We start from the raw sequence: 17,916 nt of genomic DNA, 5'->3' as shown, positions 1-17,916 counted from the left end.
AACAAGGAAGTCTGACGTCCCAGAACAAATGTCGTCCGCTTCGCCCCGAATAGGGAGTTTCCGCAGGTCAAAACCCCTCAGATCCACTGGACGCGCCGGGGGCGGATGAAGGAATGTTGGGAGGTTCGTTTCCCTCCACAAACGTCTCGGTGGTGACACATGCGGATCCTGATCCAGCTCCGCCCCTCCCCCGATCTCGTCGCGGCCGTCGCCGACCCCGGCCGGACCGCCACCACGGCCGATGTCGCCGACGGGCTGCCGGGCGTCGAGCTCGATCCCGCGTTCGTGCCCGTGGCGGTGCCGCGGCCGATCCCCGCCGCGGGCGGCGACCCGCTCTCGCTCAACCAGCCGCTCGACTTCTCTCTCGCCGCCGAGGACGCCTCGGTGCTGGTCAGGGGCACGATCTCGGACGACGAGCTGACCGCCAGGGTGGCGCTGCTGCCCGCGCTGCGGCCCGACGTGGTGGGCGTCTTCGCCGACCCCGTCATCGAGTCCGCCCCCGTGTGCGGCGGCGACCCGCCGGCCGGCGACTGGCACGACGTCGAGCGGCTGCTGAACGTCCCCGGCATGCAGGCTGAGGGGCTCGACGGCGACGGCGTGACGCTGGCCGTCCTCGACACCGGGATCAACGCCGCGCACGCCGCCAGGCAGCTCGGCAGGGGTGTCACGGTCGACGCCCAGCGCTGCTGGAGCCCGTCCGGCGTGACCGGCAGGCCGGGCGAGTTCGAGGTCGACCACGGCACGATGTGCGCCTTCGACGCGCTCATCGCCGCGCCGCAGGCCACGCTGATCGACATCCCCCTGCTGCTGTCGACCCGGCCCGGCGGCTCGGCCATGGACGGGCTGCTGTCGGACGCCGTGGCGGCCTTCGCGCACCTGCGTACCGTGCTCGACGCCCAGCCGGCCGCGTCGCGGGCCCTGGTGGTGACCAACTCGTGGGGGTCGTTCTCCCCCGAATGGGACTTTCCCGTCGGGCATCCGGGCAACTACTCCGACAACGCCGCGCACCCGTTCAACCTCATGGTGGCCGCGCTCGACAAGGCGGGCGCGGACGTGCTGTTCGCGGCCGGCAACTGCGGGCGCGACTGCCCCGACGGGCGCTGCGCCTACCAGGGGCGGCCGATCGTGGGCGCCAACTCGCATCCGCGGGCGCTGTCGGTGGGCGGCGTCGACGTCAACGGCGAGCGGGTCGGCTACTCCTCGCAGGGGCCGGGACGGCTGACCGCGCGCAAGCCGGACGTGTGCGCGTACACGCACTTCCTGGGCTCCAAGGCGTTCGGCGCCCGCGAGCCCGACTCGGGCACCTCCGCGGCGGCGCCGGTCGCGGCCGGGCTGGTGGCGGCGGTGCGCAGCCGCTGGCCGGCGAGCGAGCTGTCGCCGGCCCAGCTCCGCGCCCTGCTGCGCAGGACGGCCGAGGACCGCAGCGAGGTCGGGTTCGACTATGACTACGGCTACGGGACCGTGGACCCGGCCGGGATCATCGCGGCGCTGCAGAAGCGGTCGAAGCACACCCCGTGAGTCTCCAGGCGGAGCGGGGCCGGGCACGGCCCCGCCGTCAGGACGAGTTCGCCGCCCCGATGATGGCCAGCGTCACGCCCAGCGCGGTGAAGCAGAACGTGACGATCAGCAGCGCGGTGCCGACGATGCCGCAGATGCGCCCGGCCTGGACCATGCCGCGGTTCTCGTAGTAGTAGCCGCTCTCGTCGATCTCGCGCAGCGCCTTGTTGCCCATCGCCCAGGCGAAGGGGCCGGTGAGCAGGCAGCCCACCAGGCTGATGATGCCCAGCACGAGGATGACCGTGCCGTTGGGATGGCTGCGCGGCGGCGGCCCGTAAGGGCCCGGACCGTAGTCGGAATAGGACATGCTCGCGCGATTCCCCTGACCTTCGATGACGTCGAGTCGGCTTTTATACCACAGTCTCCCACTTGATCATCATGCGTCATCATGGTAGGCGACCTGATCCACCTCCGAGGAGCCTGCCCCCCGTGCGTGAACGCACCCGAGCCCTGCTCGCCCACCGTCACTTCCAGCGGTTCATCATCGGCGTCATCCTGGTCAACGCGGCCACCCTCGGCCTGGAGACCTTCCCCGCCGTCGTCGAGAAGTACGGCACGCTCCTGACCGTCATCGACCACGTGGCGCTCTACATCTTCACCGCCGAGCTGGCCGCCAAGCTGTACGTCGAGCGCTCCGCCTTCGTCCGCGACCCGTGGAACGTCTTCGACACCCTCATCGTCGCCATCGCCTTCGCCTCCACCAACGGCGGCCTGTCGGTGCTGCGCGCCCTGCGCATCCTGCGCGTGCTGCGCCTGCTGTCGGTGGTGCCCAGCCTGCGCCGCGTGGTCTCGGCGCTGCTGCGGGCGATGCCCGGCATGAGCTCGATCGTGGTGCTGCTGTCGCTGGTGCTCTACGTCGCCGCCGTCATGGCCACCAAACTGTACGGGCAAACCGCGCCGGACCGCTTCGGCAGCCTGCCGACCTCGCTGTTCACCCTCTACCAGACGATGACGGGCGACGACTGGGGCAACATCGCCCGCGAGGTGATGAGCCGGCACCCGACGGCGTGGATCTTCTTCACCATCTTCATCCTCGTGTGCACGTTCGTCGTGCTCAACCTCTTCCTCGCGGTGGTGGTGAGCGCGATGGACGAGGAGAACGCCGAGGAGCGGGCGGCGCTGGAGGACAGCACCGCGCACATCATGGAGGACACCAGGTCCCACACCCAGCAGATCCTCAACGAGCTGGCCGAGCTGCGCAAGGAGGTCGCGGAGCTCCGCGCGCTGCGCGAACCGTCCCCGTCCCCCGCCGCGTCCCCCGCTCCGTCCCCCGCTCCGTCCCCCGCTGCGGGCGTGAAGAAGGGCCGGGGGAAGCGGTCACGGTCCGCATGACCGCTGCCCCCGGGCCTTGGTGACTCCCGTCAGCGGGAGTAGAACTCCACCACGAGCTGCTCGTCCACCGGGATCGCGATCTGCTCGCGCTCGGGCCGGTGGACCAGCGTGAACCGCAGCTCCGGCAGCTCCACCGACAGGTAGGCGGCGGTGCGGTCGTCGGCGTACACCCCCTCGGAGGCGGCCACGAACGGCTGCATCCTGCGCGAACGCTCCCGCACGGAGATGACCTGTCCCGGCTTGACCAGGTAGCTCGGGATGTCCACCTTGCGGCCGTCCACGGCGATGTGCCCGTGGCTGATGTACTGCCGGGCCGCGTAGATCGACGGCGCCAGGCCGGCGCGCAGCACGAGCGAGGCCAGGCGGCTCTCCAGGATCGTGACCAGCTCGGCACCCGAGGCGCCGGACTTGCGCACGGCGAGGTCCCAGTAGCGGCGCAGCTGCCGCTCCGACACGTCGTAGTACCAGCGCAGCTTCTGCTTCTCCATCAGGCGCAGGCCGTAGTCGCCGGTGTTGCGCCGGTTCGTCTTGCGTCCGTGCTCGCCCGGCGGGTAGGGGCGCTGCTCGAAGTAGCGGACGGCTTTCCTGGTCAGCGGGACGCCCGCGCGACGCGACAGTCGCACCTTCGGGCCGGTGTAGCGCACGTTCACCTCGATGTGATTAGGTAATCCTTACTTAGGTAAGCCTAACCTACCACTTCTGCTGCTCTCAAGGAGGCGCCATGCTGCCGATCCCCGAACGGGCCATGCTGCCGATCCCGGAGAGGGTCCGCACCCTCGCCGCCACGGCCGACGTCGCCAAACTCTCCGTCGACGGCGCCCCCTCCCCCGCGCGCGGCGGGGTGGACGAGCGCGGCCGGCCCGTCCTGCTCGTCCGCCCCGGCGAGAGCCTGCACGGCCTGCGCGCCGACGCCGTCGTGGCCGTGAACCTCACCGCGATGCGCCAACTGGGCGCCGTCACCCACCCGCGCGGGCTGATCGAGGTGCAGGGCTGGGCGGAGGCCGTACCGGAGGCCGAGGCCCGCTCCGCCGCCGTGGCAGTGGCCGCGCACCTCGCGGACGAGAGCCTGTTCGACGCCCTGGAACGCTTCGGACACCCGCACGCACCCCGCCTGCTGCGGCTCGACGTGGGGCAGGTGGTGTACCTGACCGGGCAGGAGTCCGGCGTCCTCGACGCCGACGACTACCTGGGGGCGGCACCCGATCCGCTCACCGAGACGGCGGAGCGGGTGCTCGCCCACGTCAACTCCTCCCACCGCGCCCAGCTCGCCGCCGGCGTCGCCCGCCAGCTCGGCGAACCGGCCGGGGACGTGTGGCTGTGGGAGCTGGACCGGTACGGGGCCACGGTGCGCGTGGACGAGTCGCTGGTCCGCTTCCCCTGGCCCACCCCGGCCCGCTCGGAGCTGTGCCTGGAGACGGCACTACGCGGACTGCTGTGCACGTGCTGAGGCCGTCACGTCCGGGTACCGCGCACGTGCTGACCCCGCCATGTCCCGGCTGGCGCGCACGTGCCGACGCCGTCATGCCCGGGCCGCCGCGCACGTGCTGACCCCGCCATGTCCGGGCCGCCGCGCACATGCTGACCCCGCCATGTCCGGGCTGGTGACAACCCGAGTTGATCACAGTTGTTCGGACAAATCGCCACATCGGCCAGGCGAGCGTGCCGCCGTCCCTACGATGCTGACCCGTGAGTGGAGCGCATCGGACGACCGGCACCGCCGTGCTCGCCGACCAGAACAGCCGCCGCAGGCGGGCACTGATGATCGTCGCTGCCCTGGGCGGCACCTTGACGCTGGCCTGCGCGGCGGTCCTGATCGGCGGCACGTTCAACGGCACCCGGCTCGACGCCGTCAACCGGCCGGGCGGCGACGCCCCCTCGGCGTCCGCCACGGCCCCGCCGTCCTCCCAGGAGCCGGCGACCAACTCGCCGACCGCCCGCCTCCTCCGCACGACCACACCGAAGACACGCCGCTCGGCCCCCGCCACGCCGACACCCGCCCGCACCAGGACCAGTCCGGCCGGCGCCGTCACCCCCTCCGGCACGATCCGCCCCTCAAGACCCGCCACGACCCCCGCGACGAGACCCGCCCCGACGGCGGCACCGAGCACGACCCCCGTCGCGCCCACCACATCACCGACCGCGAACGCGACCGACCACAGGCCCCCCGGCCAGACCAAGGAGCCCCAGAGAGGCGGCCAGGACAAGACCCACGGCCCCAAGCGGTGACCCGAACCGGCCCCCGGCTCCGGCCCGACGCCCGAGCCGCACGCGGCGACCGCACCCCAGCAGCCGCAGCCGTCGAATCGGACCTCGGCGCGAGGCTTGCGACCTCCGCCCACACGCCGCCGCAAGACCCCTGGCTCCTGATGGTGGTCGCTCGGCACCGAGGACGGCCAGCGCGGGCGGCCGGCAAGCGGCCTGGCCTGGAAGCGAAGGACCGAACTCCGCGCAACTGGCCGACGTAGAAGCGAGGTGCCCGACTACGAGCGGAGTGGCCGGCCCGGGAACGGGGCGACCGGCCTACCAGCGGAGTGGCCGGCCCGGGAACGGGGCGACCGACCTCCGAGCGGAGCAACCGACCTACCAGCGGAGTGGCCGGCCCAGGAACGGGGTGGCCCACCTCCGAGCGGGGCGGCCGGCCTACTGGCGTGAGCGGGCCATGCCCTCCAGGAGGTAGCCGAGGCCCTCGTCGAACGTGGCGTCCCAGTCGTGCTCCAGCCCGTGCTCGGCCAGCGCCGGATAGCGGTCGGCCCGCTCCCGCAGGAAGTGGCCGGTGTCGGTGCCGCCGCTCCGCTCCCACGTCACCTGCATGATGACCGACCCCATCACGTAGTTCGAGAGGCTGTAGGCGGCCGTCTTCGGCGCGGTGAACCCGGCGGCGGTCAGGCTTTCGTACAGGAACTCGGTGCGCTCCAGCGCGTGCGGGCCCATGAGCGGGCGGTCGAGGAGCGTCGCCGACCAGGGATGCCGCAGCAGGGCCCCCCGCCACCGCCGCATCAACCCCCGCACCGGCCCTCGCCACTCCTCACCCACCACCGCCTCGCTCACAACACGCCCACGCCCCACACCTTCGCGGTAAGCGCCCTCGCCGCCGTGACCATCGCTCGCGCCCGGGCCTCGGCTTCCGCCGACGGCACCTCCGCGCCCCACGCGCTCGCCTTGGATGTCCTCACCACCGCGACCGCCGCTCAGACCCTCACCCTGGCCGCGCCCGTCGCTCGTGCCCTGACCGGGGCCGCGCCCGCCGCTTACGCCCTCACCGAGGGCGCGTCCCACGCCTCGGCCTCCTCCGGGCGGGGTGAGGTCGTCCAGGCGGACCTCGCGGAAGATCTCGTCCAGGGCCAGGTCGAGCACGTCGTCCTTGGTTTTGACGTGCCAGTACAGGGTGGTCGAGCCGGTGTCGAGGCGTTCGGCGAGGCGGCGCATCGTCAGGCGGCCGACGCCCTCCTCGTCCAGCAGGGCCACCGCTTCCGACACGATCCGCTCCAGCGTGAGGGTCTGCCTGGGGGGTCTCTGGGTTCGCGACCACACGTTGTCCACCCCGGGATAATACGTTGTACGGGAACCGGATCGATGGTCTAGTGGGTGGAACGTTGGTCCGGTGGCTCGATCGGTGGTCGAGTGGCGCGCGAGGAGGGCTCGGGTGGGGCATGTCGAGGTGAGCGGAGTGACGTACCTGCTGCCCGACGGGCGTCCGCTCCTGCTGGAGGTGTCGTTCAAGGTGGGGGACGGCGCGAAGGCCGCGCTGGTCGGGCCGAACGGGGCGGGCAAGAGCACGTTGCTGCGGCTCGTCGCGGGCGAGCTGGCGCCGGACGAGGGCCGGGTGGCGGCCACGGGCGGCATCGGGGTGATGCGGCAGTTCCTCGGCGCGGGCACCGTACGGGACCTGCTGCTGGGTGTGGCGCCGCGCCCGGTCCGGGAGGCGTGGGCGGCGCTGGATCGGGCGGAGGCGGCGATCGCGGCGCGCGACGACGAGGAGCGGCAGCTCGCCTACGCGCAGGCGATCGCCGACTACGCCGACGCCGGCGGCTACGAGCTGGAGGTGGTGTGGGACGTGTGCGCCACCGAGGCACTCGGCCTGCCGTACGAGGAGATCAAGGACCGGAGCCTGGCCACGCTGTCGGGCGGCGAGCAGAAGCGGCTGATGCTGGAGGCGCTGCTGCGCGGCCCCGACGAGGTGCTGCTGCTCGACGAGCCCGACAACTTCCTCGACGTGCGCGGCAAGCAGTGGCTGGAGCGGGCGATCAGGAGCTCGGCCAAGACGGTGCTGCTCGTCTCGCACGACCGGCGGCTGCTGGCGGAGGCCGCCGACCGGATCATCACGGTGGAGGGGCGTTCGGTGTGGGTGCACGGCGGCGGGTTCGCCGGCTACGCGGAGGCGCGCAGGCGGCGCAAGGAGCGGCTGGAGGAGCTGCGGCAGCGCTGGGAGGAGGAGCGGGCGAGGCTGCGGCGGCTGGTGCACCTGCTGCGGCAGCGCTCGGCGAACAACGACGCGCTGGCGGGCGCGTACCAGGCGGCGGTGACGCGGCTGGACCGGTTCGAGCGGGCGGGGCCGCCGCAGCGCGCCCCCAAGGAGCAGAACGTCCGCATGCGGCTGCGCGGCGGCCGTACCGGCAAGCGGGCGGTCGTGTGCGAGGAGCTGGAGCTGAGCGGGCTGCTGCGGCCGTTCTCGACGGAGATCTGGTACGGCGAGCGCGTCGGCGTGCTCGGCATGAACGGCACCGGCAAGTCCCACTTCCTGCGCCTGCTGGCGGGCGAGCCGATCGCGCACACTGGTGCCGCCCGCCTGGGCGCGCGCGTCTCACCGGGCCATTTCGCCCAGACCCATCTGCGGCCCGACCTGCACGGGCGGCCTGCCGTCGAGGTGGTGATGACAGAGCACGCGTTGACCCGCAACGAGGCGATGGCGGCTTTGGCGCGTTATGAGCTGGCGCCTGCGGGCGGGCAGCCCTTCGAGACGTTGTCGGGCGGGCAGCAGGCGCGGCTGCAGATCCTGCTGCTGGAGCTGTCGGGCGCGACGCTGCTGCTGCTCGACGAGCCGACGGACAATCTGGATCTGGCCAGCGCGGAGGCGTTGCAGGCGGGGCTGGCGGGGTTCGAGGGCACGGTGCTGGCGGTGACCCATGACCGGTGGTTCGCCGACGACCTCGACCGGTACCTGATCTTCGGGGCCGATGGGCTGGTACGCGAGAGCGACACGCCCCGCTGGGATCTCTGACCGGCGGGCGTCGCCGGGGCCCGGTCTCTGACGCAGCCCGCCTCACCGGAGCTTGGGGTCTCCGCCGGGGGCTGGGGCCCCTGATCCGATCGGTTCAGCTGGCTTCGGTGGCGGGCAGGCGGTCGCGGCGGAGCGTGGTGAGCGTCATGGTCTCGTCCACGGCCTCCGGCGACAGCACGTGGTCCAGCACCATCACCGCGCACCCGCTGATCCCGGCCCCCGCCCCCAGCCGGCTCGGCTCGATGCGGAGGCGGCGGGTGGCCAGGGCGGTGGAGCGGCGGTAGACGACCTCGCGGATGCTGGACACCAGCGGCCCGAACGCCTCCGCCACGTCCCCGCCGAGCACGACGACGGACGGGTTGAGGATGTTGACCGCGCCGGCCAGCACTTCACCGATGCGGCGCCCGGCCTCGCGGACGGTGGCCATGGTCTCGGCGTCGCCGGCCCGGACGAGGGCGGTGACGTCGGCGATGGTCTTGACGTCCTTGCCGCGGGCGCGCAGGTCGCGCAGGAGGGCGGTGCCGCTGGCGACGGAGTCGACGCAGTCGTGGTTGCCGCAGCGGCACAGGACGCCGCCGCCGTCCAGGACGGGGATGTGCCCGATCTCGCCGGCGGCGCCGAGGGCGCCGCGCAGGATGCCGCCGCCGGCGATGACGCCGGCGCCGATGCGGGTGGAGATCTTGACGAACATCAGGTCGTCGAGGTCGGGGTAGGCGCCGCGGTGCTCGCCGATGGCCAGCACGTTGACGTCGTTGTCGACGAGGACGGGGACGGGGAAGCGCTCGCGGATGATGGGCGGGATCACGACGCCGGTCCAGGACGCCATGACGCGGGCGCTCTCGGTGCGGCCCTGGGCGAACTCGACGGTGGCGGGCACGCCCATGCCGACGCCCCGGATCATGGCGCGCGGCCGGTCGCCGAGCAGGTCGTCCCAGGTGTCCATGAGCAGGGGCAGCACGATGTCGGGGCCCTGCTCCACGTCCATCGCGAACTCGCGCCCGGCCAGCTCGGCCCCGGCGAGGTCGCAGACGGCGACCCGGGTGCGTGAGGCGCCGAGCGCCGCGACGAGCACGACGCCGCCGGCGGCGTTGAACTCCAGCCGGACGGGTGGCCGGCCGCCGGTGGAGGGGGCGTCGGTGCGTTCGACGACGAGGCCGCGTTCGAGCAGCTCGCCGACGCGCAGCTGCACCGCGGGGCGCGACAGGCCGGTCACCCGGCCGAGGTCGGCCCGCGTCACGGCCTCACCGGTGCGGATGAGGCGGAGCACCTCGCCACTGGTGGCGAGGGCGGCAGCGGTACGTCGAGGCATCGGCTAAGTGAACCACATGCGGTTGTGTCATGAAAAGTCACGACTTTTTCATCTCAAATGCCAAAACTCCGCTTGTGTACGACCCAAACTCTCGTTAGTGTCCGTTCTGTCCCTGCTTGGTAGATCATCGGAGCCCCTTACCGTGTCCACCTCCACCCCGGCCCCCCCTGCACACACCGCCGACCTCGTCGTGTTCGGCGGCACCGGCGACCTGTCCATGCGCAAGCTGATCCCGGCGCTGTACCACAGCGACAGGGAGGGCAGGCTCTCCCCGGAGACCCGCGTCATCGCCATGTCCCGGGGCGGGCTGACCGACGCCGACTTCCGCGGCAAGGTGGACGCCGAGGTACGCGACCAGCTCCCCGTGGACGACGAGAGCCAGTGGCAGCGCTTCCTGTCCCGCCTGCACCACGTGTCGGTGGACGTCGGCCGCGCCGACTCCTCCGGGTGGGGCGCGCTGGCCGAGCTGCTGACCGGGTACGAGGAGCGCGATCGCGTCTTCTACCTGGCCAGCCCGCCGAGGACGTTCGGCCCGTTCTGCCGCGAACTGGAGCAGGCGGGGCTGGTGACGCCGCGCTCGCGCGTGGTGCTGGAGAAGCCGCTCGGCCACGACCTGGCCAGCGCGCAGCGCATCAACGACGAGGTCGGCGCCATCTTCGACGAGCGCCAGATCTTCCGCATCGACCACTACCTGGGCAAGGAGACGGTGCAGAACCTGCTGGTGCTGCGCTTCGCCAACGCGTTCCTGGAGCCGATCTGGAACTCGCTCTGGATCGACCACGTCCAGATCACCGCCGCCGAGACGGTCGGCACGCCGGGCCGGCGCGGCTACTACGACCACGCGGGCGCGCTGCGCGACATGGTGCAGAACCACCTGCTGCAGCTCCTGACGCTGACCGCGATGGAGCCGCCGGCCCGCAACGACCGCGAGGCCATCCGCGACGAGAAGGTCAAGGTGCTGCAGGCCCTGCGGCCGATCGTGGGCGGCGAGGTGGAACGTTTCACCGTGCGCGGCCAGTACACCGAGGCCGGCGGCATGGTGGGCTACCTCGACGAGCCCGCCTCCACGCCGCCGAACGAGGCCTCGCGCCGGGTGGAGACGTTCACCGCGATCCGCGCCGAGATCAAGAACTGGCGATGGGCGGGCGTGCCGTTCTACCTGCGCACCGGCAAGCGCATGCCGTACCGGCGCTCGGAGATCGTGGTGCAGTTCAAGGACGTGCCGCACTCCATCTTCCCCGGCGGCGCCCCGAACCGGCTCGTGCTGCGGCTGCAGCCGGAGGAGGGCATCGAGCTGCACATCATGGCGAAGGAGCCGGGCGCGGGTGAGACGACGCTGAAGCCGGTGCCGCTGTCGCTGAGCTTCGGCAAGACGTTCAGCGCGCGGGTGCCGGAGGCGTACGAGCGGCTGCTCATGGACGTGCTGGCCGGCAACCCGACGCTGTTCATGCGCCGCGACGAGGTCGAGGCGGCCTGGCGGTGGATCGACCCGATCCTCGACGCCTGGGCGGCCGACCCGGCGCTGCCCGAGCCCTACCCCGCAGGAACCACCGGCCCCGCCGGAGCCCACGAACTGCTCGGCCGCAGCGGTCGCGCCTGGCACGAGGAGGACATGTGAACAGGATCATCCAGGAGATCACCGACCGCATCGCCGAGCGCAGCGCCGCCAGCCGCGCCGCGTACCTGGAGCGGATCCGCCGCGACGGCGCGGCCGCCAGGGAGAAGGGCCCGGCGCGGGCGCACCTGGGCTGCGCGAACCTCGCGCACGGCTTCGCGGGCGCCCCGGCCGAGGACAAGCCGGCGCTGCGCGGCTCCGCCAAGCCCGGCGTGGCCATCGTGACCAGCTACAACGACATGCTGTCGGCGCACCAGCCTTACGAGACGTACCCGCCGGAGCTGAAGCAGGCGGTGCGCAAGGCGGGCGGCGTCGCGCAGGTGGCGGGCGGCGTGCCGGCCATGTGCGACGGCATCACGCAGGGCCGGGCGGGCATGGAGCTGTCGCTCTACAGCCGGGACGTGATCGCGATGGCGACCGCGATCGCGCTGTCGCACGACATGTTCGACTCGACGCTGCTGCTGGGCGTGTGCGACAAGATCGTGCCGGGCCTGTTCATCGGGGCGCTGCACTTCGGGCACCTGCCCGCGATCTTCGTGCCGGCCGGCCCGATGGCGTCGGGCCTGCCGAACAAGGTCAAGGCCCGCACCCGGCAGCTCTTCGCCGAGGGCAAGGTCGGCCGCGAGGAGCTGCTCGACGCCGAGGCCAAGTCGTACCACTCGCCCGGCACCTGCACCTTCTACGGCACCGCGAACTCCAACCAGGCGCTGATGGAGGTCATGGGCCTGCACCTGCCGGGCTCGACGTTCGTCAACCCGCACACCGAGCTGCGCCACGCGCTCACCCAGGCGGCGGGGCGCAGGGCGGTGGAGATCACCGCGCACGGCGCCGAGTACACGCCGATCGGCGAGCTGGTCGACGAGAAGTCCATCGTGAACGCGTGCGTCGCGCTGCTGGCGACCGGCGGCTCCACGAACCACACGCTGCACCTGGTCGCCATGGCCGCCGCCGCGGGCATCGTGCTGACCTGGGACGACCTGGCCCGCCTGTCGCGGGTGGTGCCGTCCCTGACCAAGATCTACCCGAACGGCCAGGCGGACGTGAACCACTTCCGCGACGCCGGCGGCATGCAGGTGCTCATCGGCGACTTGCTGGACGAGGGCCTGCTGCACGCGGACGTGCTGACCGTGGCGGGCCCCGGCCTCGACCGCTACCGGGAGGCGCCGGAGCTGGTGGACGGCGAGCTGGTCTGGTCGCCGGTCACCGGCGGCAGCAAGGACCTGGACGTGCTGCGCCCGGCCGCCGACCCGTTCTCGGCCGACGGCGGCATCCACATGGTGGAGGGCAACCTGGGCCGCGCGGTCAGCAAGGTCTCGGCGGTCAAGCCGGAGCACCTGGTGATCGAGGCGCCGGCCAAGGTCTTCCACGACCAGCTCGACCTGCTGAAGGCCTTCGAGGCGGGCGAGCTGGACGGGCAGGACTTCGTGGCGGTCATCCGCTACCAGGGCCCGAGCGCGAACGGCATGCCGGAGCTGCACAAGCTGACCTCGCCGCTGGCGGTGCTGCTCGACCGGGGGCAGCGGGTGGCGATCGTCACCGACGGCCGCATGTCGGGCGCGTCGGGCAAGGTGCCGGCGGCCATCCACCTGTCGCCGGAGGCGGCCGACGGCGGGCCGATCGCGCTGGTGCGCGAGGGCGACGTGATCCGGCTGGATTCTGCGGCGGGCACGCTGGAGCTGCTGGTGCCGGCCGAGGAGCTGGCCCGGCGCACGCCGGAGGGCCGGCCGCTGAGCGACGCGCAGTGGGTCGGCACGGGGCGCGAGCTGTTCGCCGCCTTCCGCCGGATGGCGGGGCACGCGGAGCAGGGCGCGGGCATCTTCGGGGTGAGCGGCGCCGAGTCGCCGCACCACGGCCCCGGCCTGGGCTTCCCCGCGGAGGCGGGCAACTCCCACCTTGAGACGGGCGCACCGGTCGGTGCGCTGGTCCGGTGACGGGCTATTTGCCGGTACGGTGCTTTATGTCCGTTTGGCGCGCGCTGAACGCTCCAGAGCCCGTACGTCCGCACCACCCCGCCTGGGGAAAAGTGAACGACCGTGGGATCCTTCGGTGTATGGCGAGCGATCTTGACGCCGCCCCGAATGCCGGAGGTATCCGTGAGTGCCTTTGACCTTCCGTGGCTCGTCGCCGACATCGGGGGGACCAACGCCCGGTTCGGCCTGGTCACCTCGCCGGGCGCGCGCCCGTCGAACGTCGCGGTCCTGCCCGGTGCCGACTACCCCACCCTCCCCGAAGCCGTAGCCGCCTATCTCGCGGAGCACGCGGGCGGAGTGCGACCGGGGGCGGCCTGTCTGGCGCTGGCGGGCCCGATCGACGGTGAGCACTACAAGCTCACGAACTCGCACTGGTCCGGCTCCATCCGCGACCTCGACGTCCCCTACGCGCGGCTGCTCAACGACTTCGAGGCGCTGGCCGTGTCGCTGCCGCACCTGGAGGGCGACGAGCTGGTGTCCCTGGGCGGCCCGGCGCCCGGCCACGGCGTCAAGGCCGTGCTGGGCCCCGGCACCGGGCTCGGCGTGGGCGGCCTCGTCCCGACCGAGCGCGGCTGGACGGCCGTCCCCGGCGAGGGCGGGCACGCCACCGTGCCGGTGTTCGAGCCGCGCGAGATCGAGGTCGTCAAGGCCCTGCAGGCGCACGGCCTGCCGCACGTCGTGGCCGAGCACCTGCTGTCCGGCCCCGGGCTGGTCCGCCTGCACCGCGCGCTCGCCCTGGTCAACGGCGTCACCGCCCCCGAGCTGACCGCCTCCGACATCGTCGCCAGAGTCGACGACTCGCTGTGCGCGGAGACGGTCGACGTCTTCTGCGGCATGCTCGGCACCTTCGCCGGCAACGTCGCGCTCACGCTCGGCGCCCGCGGCGGGGTCTACCTGGCCGGCGGGGTGCTGCCGCGCATCGTGGAGCGGGTACGGGCCAGCGCGTTCCGCACCCGCTTCGAGGACAACCCCGACATGGCCGCCTACCTGGCCGGCATCGGCACCGTGCTGATCGTCGCCGCCCAGCCCGGCATGACCGGCGCGGCCGCCTGGCTGAGCCAGCACGCCCGCACCGAGCTGGTGAGCTGAGCCCGCCCTGGGCAGGTGAGCACGTTGTACGAGACAAGACGACGGCCGTCGCGACGGCCGACGAGGAGAGAGTGACCCCATGAGCCTGCTCGATCTCGCCCCAGTGATCCCGGTCGTGGTGATCGAGGACGCCGCCACCGCCGTCCCCCTGGCCCGCGCCCTCGTGGCCGGCGGCCTGCCGGTCATCGAGGTGACCCTGCGCACGCCCGCCGCCCGCGACGCCATCGCCAGGATCGCCGAGGAGGTGCCGGAGGCCACCGTCGGCGCGGGCACCATCCGCACCACCGACGACATCGCGGCGTCGGTGGCGGCGGGCGCCAAGTTCCTCGTCTCCCCCGGCACGACCCTGTCGCTGGTCGAGGCCCTCGACTCCAGCGGCGTGCCGTACCTGCCGGGCGCGGCCACCGTCTCGGAGATCATGGCGCTGGCGGAGCGCGGCATCAAGGAGCTCAAGTTCTTCCCGGCCGAGGCGGCCGGCGGCGTCCCGTACCTGAAGTCGCTGTCCGGCCCGCTGCCCGACGTCCGCTTCTGCCCGACGGGCGGCATCCGCGTCACCACCGCACCCGACTACCTGGCCCTGCCGAACGTGGGCTGCGTCGGCGGCACCTGGCTCACCCCGGCCGACGCGATCGCGGCCGGGGACTGGGGGCGCGTGGAGAAGCTCGCCGCGGAGGCGGCGGCGCTCAGGTAGCCCATGCGACATGAGCCGGGGCGGCGATCACGCCCCGGCTTCGTGGCCGGTGTCGCATCGGGCGTGTGAGCGACGGGAACGGTGTGTCTCCGTAGCCGGTCGATGACACAATGCCATCATGCGTGCACCCGGAGCGAGATACTTCAACACCACCGGGCCGTGCGACCGGAATCAGCACTACATGCTGTCTCCTACGCAACGGCTCCCCGAGGCACGCGTGCTGATCGAGATGGACCGTTACTTCGTGCTGCACGCTCCGCGGCAGACCGGCAAGACGACCGCGCTCGGCACCCTGGCCTCCGAACTCACCGCAGAGGGCGACATCACCGCTCTGATGTTCTCCTGCGAACGCGCCAAGTCCGCCGGTGACGACTACGCCGCCGCAGAGGAGATCCTGCTGAAGTCGCTGCGCCAGGCCGCCGGTCGGTCGCGATGGCCGGCGGAACTGCTGCCGCCGGATCCCTGGCCCGAGGCCCCGGCCGGCACCCGGTTCAGTTCGGCGCTGTCTGAGTGGTGCCATCGCAGCCCGCGCCGGGTGGTGCTGTTCCTCGACGAGATCGACGCCCTGCGAGGCAACAGCATGGTCAGCATCCTCAGCCAGCTCCGTGATGGCCACAACGCGCGGCCGTTCGGGCTTCCGTTCCCCGCGTCCGTGGTGCTGTGCGGGCTGCGCGACGTGCGTGACTACAAGGTCGCCTCGGGCAGTGCCTCCGAGGGGTCGAACCCGGCCAGCCCGTTCAACATCGTCGCCGAGTCTCTGCGCCTGGGTGACTTCACCGCCGACGAGATCGCCGAGCTGTACGGCCAGCACACCGAGGCGACCGGCCAGGAGTTCACCAAGGACGCGGTGGAGCGGGTCTTCGAGCTGACCCAAGGACAGCCGTGGCTGGTCAACGCCCTCGCCCGTGAGGTCGTCCTCAAGATGGGCGTGACCGGCTCCATCACCGTCGGCCAGGTGGAAGAGGCCAAGGAACGGCTGATCCGGGCGCGAGCCACCCACCTGGACTCCCTGATGGAGCGGCTCCGCGAGCCCCGGGTCAAGCGGGTGCTGGAGCCCGTGCTGGCCGGCACCTTCCCCGACATCGACTTCACCTTCTCCGACGACCTGTGTTACGCACGCGACCTGGGCCTGATCAAGGAGAAACCCCCGCTGGAGGTCGCGAACCCGATCTACCGCGAGGTCATCCTGCGCGTGCTCGGCGCCGCTTCGGAGAATTACGTCACGGTCTCACCACGGAGTCTCGTGCTGCCGGACGGCCGGTTCGACCTGCCGCGCCTGCTGGAGGAGTTCGTGCTGTTCTGGCGCGAGCACGGTGAGGTGCTCATCCGGCAGGAGGGCTACCACGAGGCCGCCTGCCAGATCATCCTCATGGCCTTCCTGCACCGCCTCGTCAACGGTGGCGGCCAGCTCGACCGCGAGTACGCGGCCGGCACCAAGCGCCTGGACGTGCTGGTCCGCTGGCCCTACACCGGCCCCGACGGGGACCGGCTGGTGCAGCGCGAGGCCATGGAGCTGAAGGTGTGGCGGCCCGGCGCGGAGGACCCGGAACCCGAGGGTCTCGCCCAGCTCGACCGCTACCTGGACCGGCTCACCCTGCCCACCGGCGTGCTGGTGATCTTCGATCGCCGCCCCGAAGCCCCGGCCTGGAAGGAGCGCGGGAGCTTCGAGCAGGCGACCACGCCGTCGGGCCGTCAGGTCACCGTCCTGCGGGCGTGAGCGGCGGCTCGCGAAGGCGCGGGGCTGGTCAACGGCCGGGGATCGGAGTAGAGCAGTCGTAGGGACGATCCACGAGGCCGGGGCCGCACTCCCGGGAGGCGCGAATGAGCGAGCCGACGTCGGCGCAGCACAGAGCTCAGGTCCGCAAGGCGGCGACCGCGAGCGTGGTGGGCACCGCCATCGAGTGGTACGACTTCTTCCTCTACAACACCGCCGCCGCGGTCGTCTTCGCCGAGGTGTTCTTCCCGGAGTCGACCCCGTACGCGGGCACGCTGGCGGCGTTCGCGACGAACTTCGTGGGGTTCGCCGCCCGCCCGGTCGGTGCGGCGATCTTCGGGCACTGGGGTGACCGCATCGGGCGCAAGGCGACGCTCATCGTCACCCTGCTGCTCATGGGGGTGGCCAGCGCGTTGATCGGCGTGCTGCCGGGCACGGCGTCCATCGGGGTGGCGGCGCCGATCATCCTCGTGGTGCTGCGCATCGTGCAGGGCATCGCGGTCGGCGGTGAGTGGAGCGGGTCGGTGCTGTTGTCGATGGAGTGGGGCGATCAGCGCCGGCGGGGGCTGATGGCGAGCTGGCCGCAGGTGGGCGTGCCGATCGGCCTCATTCTGGGCACGGGCGCCATGTCGCTGCTGGCCGCGACCGCCGGCGACGCGTTCAGGGACTGGGGCTGGCGAGTGCCGTTCCTGGCCAGCCTGGTGCTGGTCGCGGTGGGGCTGTGGGTGCGGCTCAAGGTGCTGGAGACGCCGATGTTCGCGCGGGTGGTGGAGCGCGGCGACGTGGTGCGGCTGCCGGTGTTGGAGGTGATCCGGCGGCATCCCAAGGAGGTGGTGCTGAGCGCGTTGCTGCGGGTGTCGGAGCAGATGCCGTTCTACCTGTTCACGACGTTCGCCATCGCGTACCTGACGCAGCAGCTCCACCTGCCGCGCACGGTCGCGCTGGCCGCGGTGACCTGCGCGGCGGCGGTGGAGCTGGCGGCCATCCCGTTCTTCGGGCACCTGAGCGACCGGGTCGGCCGCCGCCTGGTGTACGCGACCGGGGCGGCGCTGCTGGCGGTGGTGGCGTTCCCGTACTTCCTGCTGCTCAACACCGGCATCGTCGCCGTCGTCTTCGCCACCGTCATCGTCACGCAGATCCAGCACTCGATGGAGTACGGCCCGCAGGCCTCGCTCATCGCGGAGAGCTTCCCCACCAGCCTGCGGTACGGGGGCGCGGGTCTCGGCTACCAGCTGGCCTCGGTCGTGGCGGGCGGCCCGGCGCCGTTGATCGCGACGTGGCTGCTGCACGACTACGGCTGGCCGGCCATCGCGGTCTTCATGGTGGCGGGGGCGGTGGTGGGGTTCGCGGCCACGCTGGCGCTGCCGGACCGGTCGAAGATCGACATCTCGGAGCACGCCGCCTACGGGCGCCCGTGAGCT

The 17,916-nt window shown here is 72.2% G+C and carries 15 protein-coding genes; 11 read left to right on the top strand and 4 right to left on the bottom strand.

Going from position 1 to position 17,916, the window contains the following annotated elements; all coding sequences use genetic code 11:
• Positions 1–159: 159 nt before the first annotated feature.
• Positions 160–1,518 (top strand): S8 family peptidase, encoded by a 1,359-nt coding sequence (locus HCN51_RS01715; protein WP_080040643.1) that lies wholly within the window; start codon positions 160–162, stop codon positions 1,516–1,518.
• Between the two features lie 37 nt (positions 1,519–1,555).
• On the opposite strand, the gene HCN51_RS01710 is transcribed toward HCN51_RS01715, so the two are convergent.
• Positions 1,556–1,864, bottom strand: coding sequence for a DUF4190 domain-containing protein (locus tag HCN51_RS01710; protein WP_168005971.1), 309 nt, complete (start codon positions 1,862–1,864; stop codon positions 1,556–1,558).
• Between the two features lie 122 nt (positions 1,865–1,986).
• Here HCN51_RS01710 and HCN51_RS01705 point away from each other — a divergent pair, with 122 nt between their 5' ends.
• Positions 1,987–2,889 carry an ion transporter gene (locus HCN51_RS01705; protein WP_346433493.1) on the top strand — a complete coding sequence of 301 codons (903 nt, stop codon included), beginning with the start codon at positions 1,987–1,989 and terminating at the stop codon, positions 2,887–2,889.
• Positions 2,890–2,918: 29 nt separating this feature from the next.
• On the opposite strand, the gene rpsD is transcribed toward HCN51_RS01705, so the two are convergent.
• Positions 2,919–3,533, bottom strand: a complete 615-nt coding sequence (gene rpsD, locus HCN51_RS01700) for a 30S ribosomal protein S4 (protein ID WP_168006426.1) — start codon at positions 3,531–3,533, stop codon at positions 2,919–2,921.
• A gap of 77 nt (positions 3,534–3,610) precedes the next feature.
• On the opposite strand from rpsD, the gene HCN51_RS01695 reads away from it, so the two are divergent.
• Positions 3,611–4,336: a DUF2470 domain-containing protein gene (locus HCN51_RS01695; protein ID WP_240972300.1), complete on the top strand. Its 726-nt coding sequence runs from the start codon at positions 3,611–3,613 to the stop codon at positions 4,334–4,336.
• Between the two features lie 239 nt (positions 4,337–4,575).
• Positions 4,576–5,115 carry a hypothetical protein gene (locus HCN51_RS01690; RefSeq protein WP_168005967.1) on the top strand — a complete coding sequence of 180 codons (540 nt, stop codon included), beginning with the start codon at positions 4,576–4,578 and terminating at the stop codon, positions 5,113–5,115.
• Between the two features lie 414 nt (positions 5,116–5,529).
• Here the strand turns inward: HCN51_RS01690 and HCN51_RS58855 are convergent, their stop codons facing one another.
• Positions 5,530–6,429 (bottom strand): TetR/AcrR family transcriptional regulator, encoded by a 900-nt coding sequence (locus tag HCN51_RS58855; RefSeq protein WP_346433492.1) that lies wholly within the window; start codon positions 6,427–6,429, stop codon positions 5,530–5,532.
• 103 nt (positions 6,430–6,532) lie between these two features.
• On the opposite strand from HCN51_RS58855, the gene HCN51_RS01675 reads away from it, so the two are divergent.
• Positions 6,533–8,107, top strand: a complete 1,575-nt coding sequence (locus tag HCN51_RS01675) for an ATP-binding cassette domain-containing protein (protein WP_168005965.1) — start codon at positions 6,533–6,535, stop codon at positions 8,105–8,107.
• Between the two features lie 94 nt (positions 8,108–8,201).
• On the opposite strand, the gene HCN51_RS01670 is transcribed toward HCN51_RS01675, so the two are convergent.
• Entirely contained in the window at positions 8,202–9,416 is a 1,215-nt protein-coding gene (locus HCN51_RS01670; RefSeq protein ID WP_168005963.1) for an ROK family transcriptional regulator, read from the bottom strand.
• 142 nt (positions 9,417–9,558) lie between these two features.
• Between HCN51_RS01670 and zwf the strand changes: the two genes are divergently transcribed.
• From zwf to HCN51_RS01640, 6 genes are all read left to right on the top strand, one after another.
• Positions 9,559–11,034 carry a glucose-6-phosphate dehydrogenase gene (gene zwf / locus HCN51_RS01665; protein WP_346433491.1) on the top strand — a complete coding sequence of 492 codons (1,476 nt, stop codon included), beginning with the start codon at positions 9,559–9,561 and terminating at the stop codon, positions 11,032–11,034.
• Positions 11,031–12,962: a phosphogluconate dehydratase gene (gene edd, locus HCN51_RS01660; protein ID WP_222107362.1), complete on the top strand. Its 1,932-nt coding sequence runs from the start codon at positions 11,031–11,033 to the stop codon at positions 12,960–12,962. Before zwf ends, edd begins: the two co-directional genes overlap by 4 nt.
• Before the next feature lie 162 nt (positions 12,963–13,124).
• A complete protein-coding gene (gene glk, locus HCN51_RS01655) occupies positions 13,125–14,090 on the top strand; it encodes a glucokinase (RefSeq protein WP_346433490.1) in 966 nt (321 codons plus the stop codon).
• 79 nt (positions 14,091–14,169) lie between these two features.
• A complete protein-coding gene (gene eda, locus HCN51_RS01650) occupies positions 14,170–14,781 on the top strand; it encodes a bifunctional 4-hydroxy-2-oxoglutarate aldolase/2-dehydro-3-deoxy-phosphogluconate aldolase (RefSeq protein WP_168005957.1) in 612 nt (203 codons plus the stop codon).
• Positions 14,782–14,899: 118 nt separating this feature from the next.
• Positions 14,900–16,498 (top strand): ATP-binding protein, encoded by a 1,599-nt coding sequence (locus HCN51_RS01645; protein WP_206066396.1) that lies wholly within the window; start codon positions 14,900–14,902, stop codon positions 16,496–16,498.
• Positions 16,499–16,602: 104 nt separating this feature from the next.
• A complete protein-coding gene (locus tag HCN51_RS01640; RefSeq protein ID WP_168005955.1) occupies positions 16,603–17,913 on the top strand; it encodes an MFS transporter in 1,311 nt (436 codons plus the stop codon).
• Positions 17,914–17,916 lie beyond the last annotated feature (3 nt).

Source organism: Nonomuraea composti (genome assembly GCF_012034275.1).
In the GTDB taxonomy this organism is placed as follows: Bacteria; Actinomycetota; Actinomycetes; order Streptosporangiales; family Streptosporangiaceae; genus Nonomuraea; species Nonomuraea composti.
The sequence above is the reverse complement of the archived record's forward strand: the minus strand, read 5'-3'. Positions and strand labels throughout refer to the sequence as shown.

Coding starts and splice junctions, on each gene's coding strand:
- eda (WP_168005957.1), top strand. CDS start 14,170: ATGAGCCTGCTCGATCTCGCCCCAGTGATCCCGGTCGTGGTGATCGAG.
- HCN51_RS01640 (WP_168005955.1), top strand. CDS start 16,603: ATGAGCGAGCCGACGTCGGCGCAGCACAGAGCTCAGGTCCGCAAGGCG.
- HCN51_RS01695 (WP_240972300.1), top strand. CDS start 3,611: ATGCTGCCGATCCCCGAACGGGCCATGCTGCCGATCCCGGAGAGGGTC.
- HCN51_RS01645 (WP_206066396.1), top strand. CDS start 14,900: ATGCGTGCACCCGGAGCGAGATACTTCAACACCACCGGGCCGTGCGAC.
- HCN51_RS01670 (WP_168005963.1), bottom strand. CDS start 9,416: ATGCCTCGACGTACCGCTGCCGCCCTCGCCACCAGTGGCGAGGTGCTC.
- HCN51_RS01715 (WP_080040643.1), top strand. CDS start 160: ATGCGGATCCTGATCCAGCTCCGCCCCTCCCCCGATCTCGTCGCGGCC.
- HCN51_RS01710 (WP_168005971.1), bottom strand. CDS start 1,864: ATGTCCTATTCCGACTACGGTCCGGGCCCTTACGGGCCGCCGCCGCGC.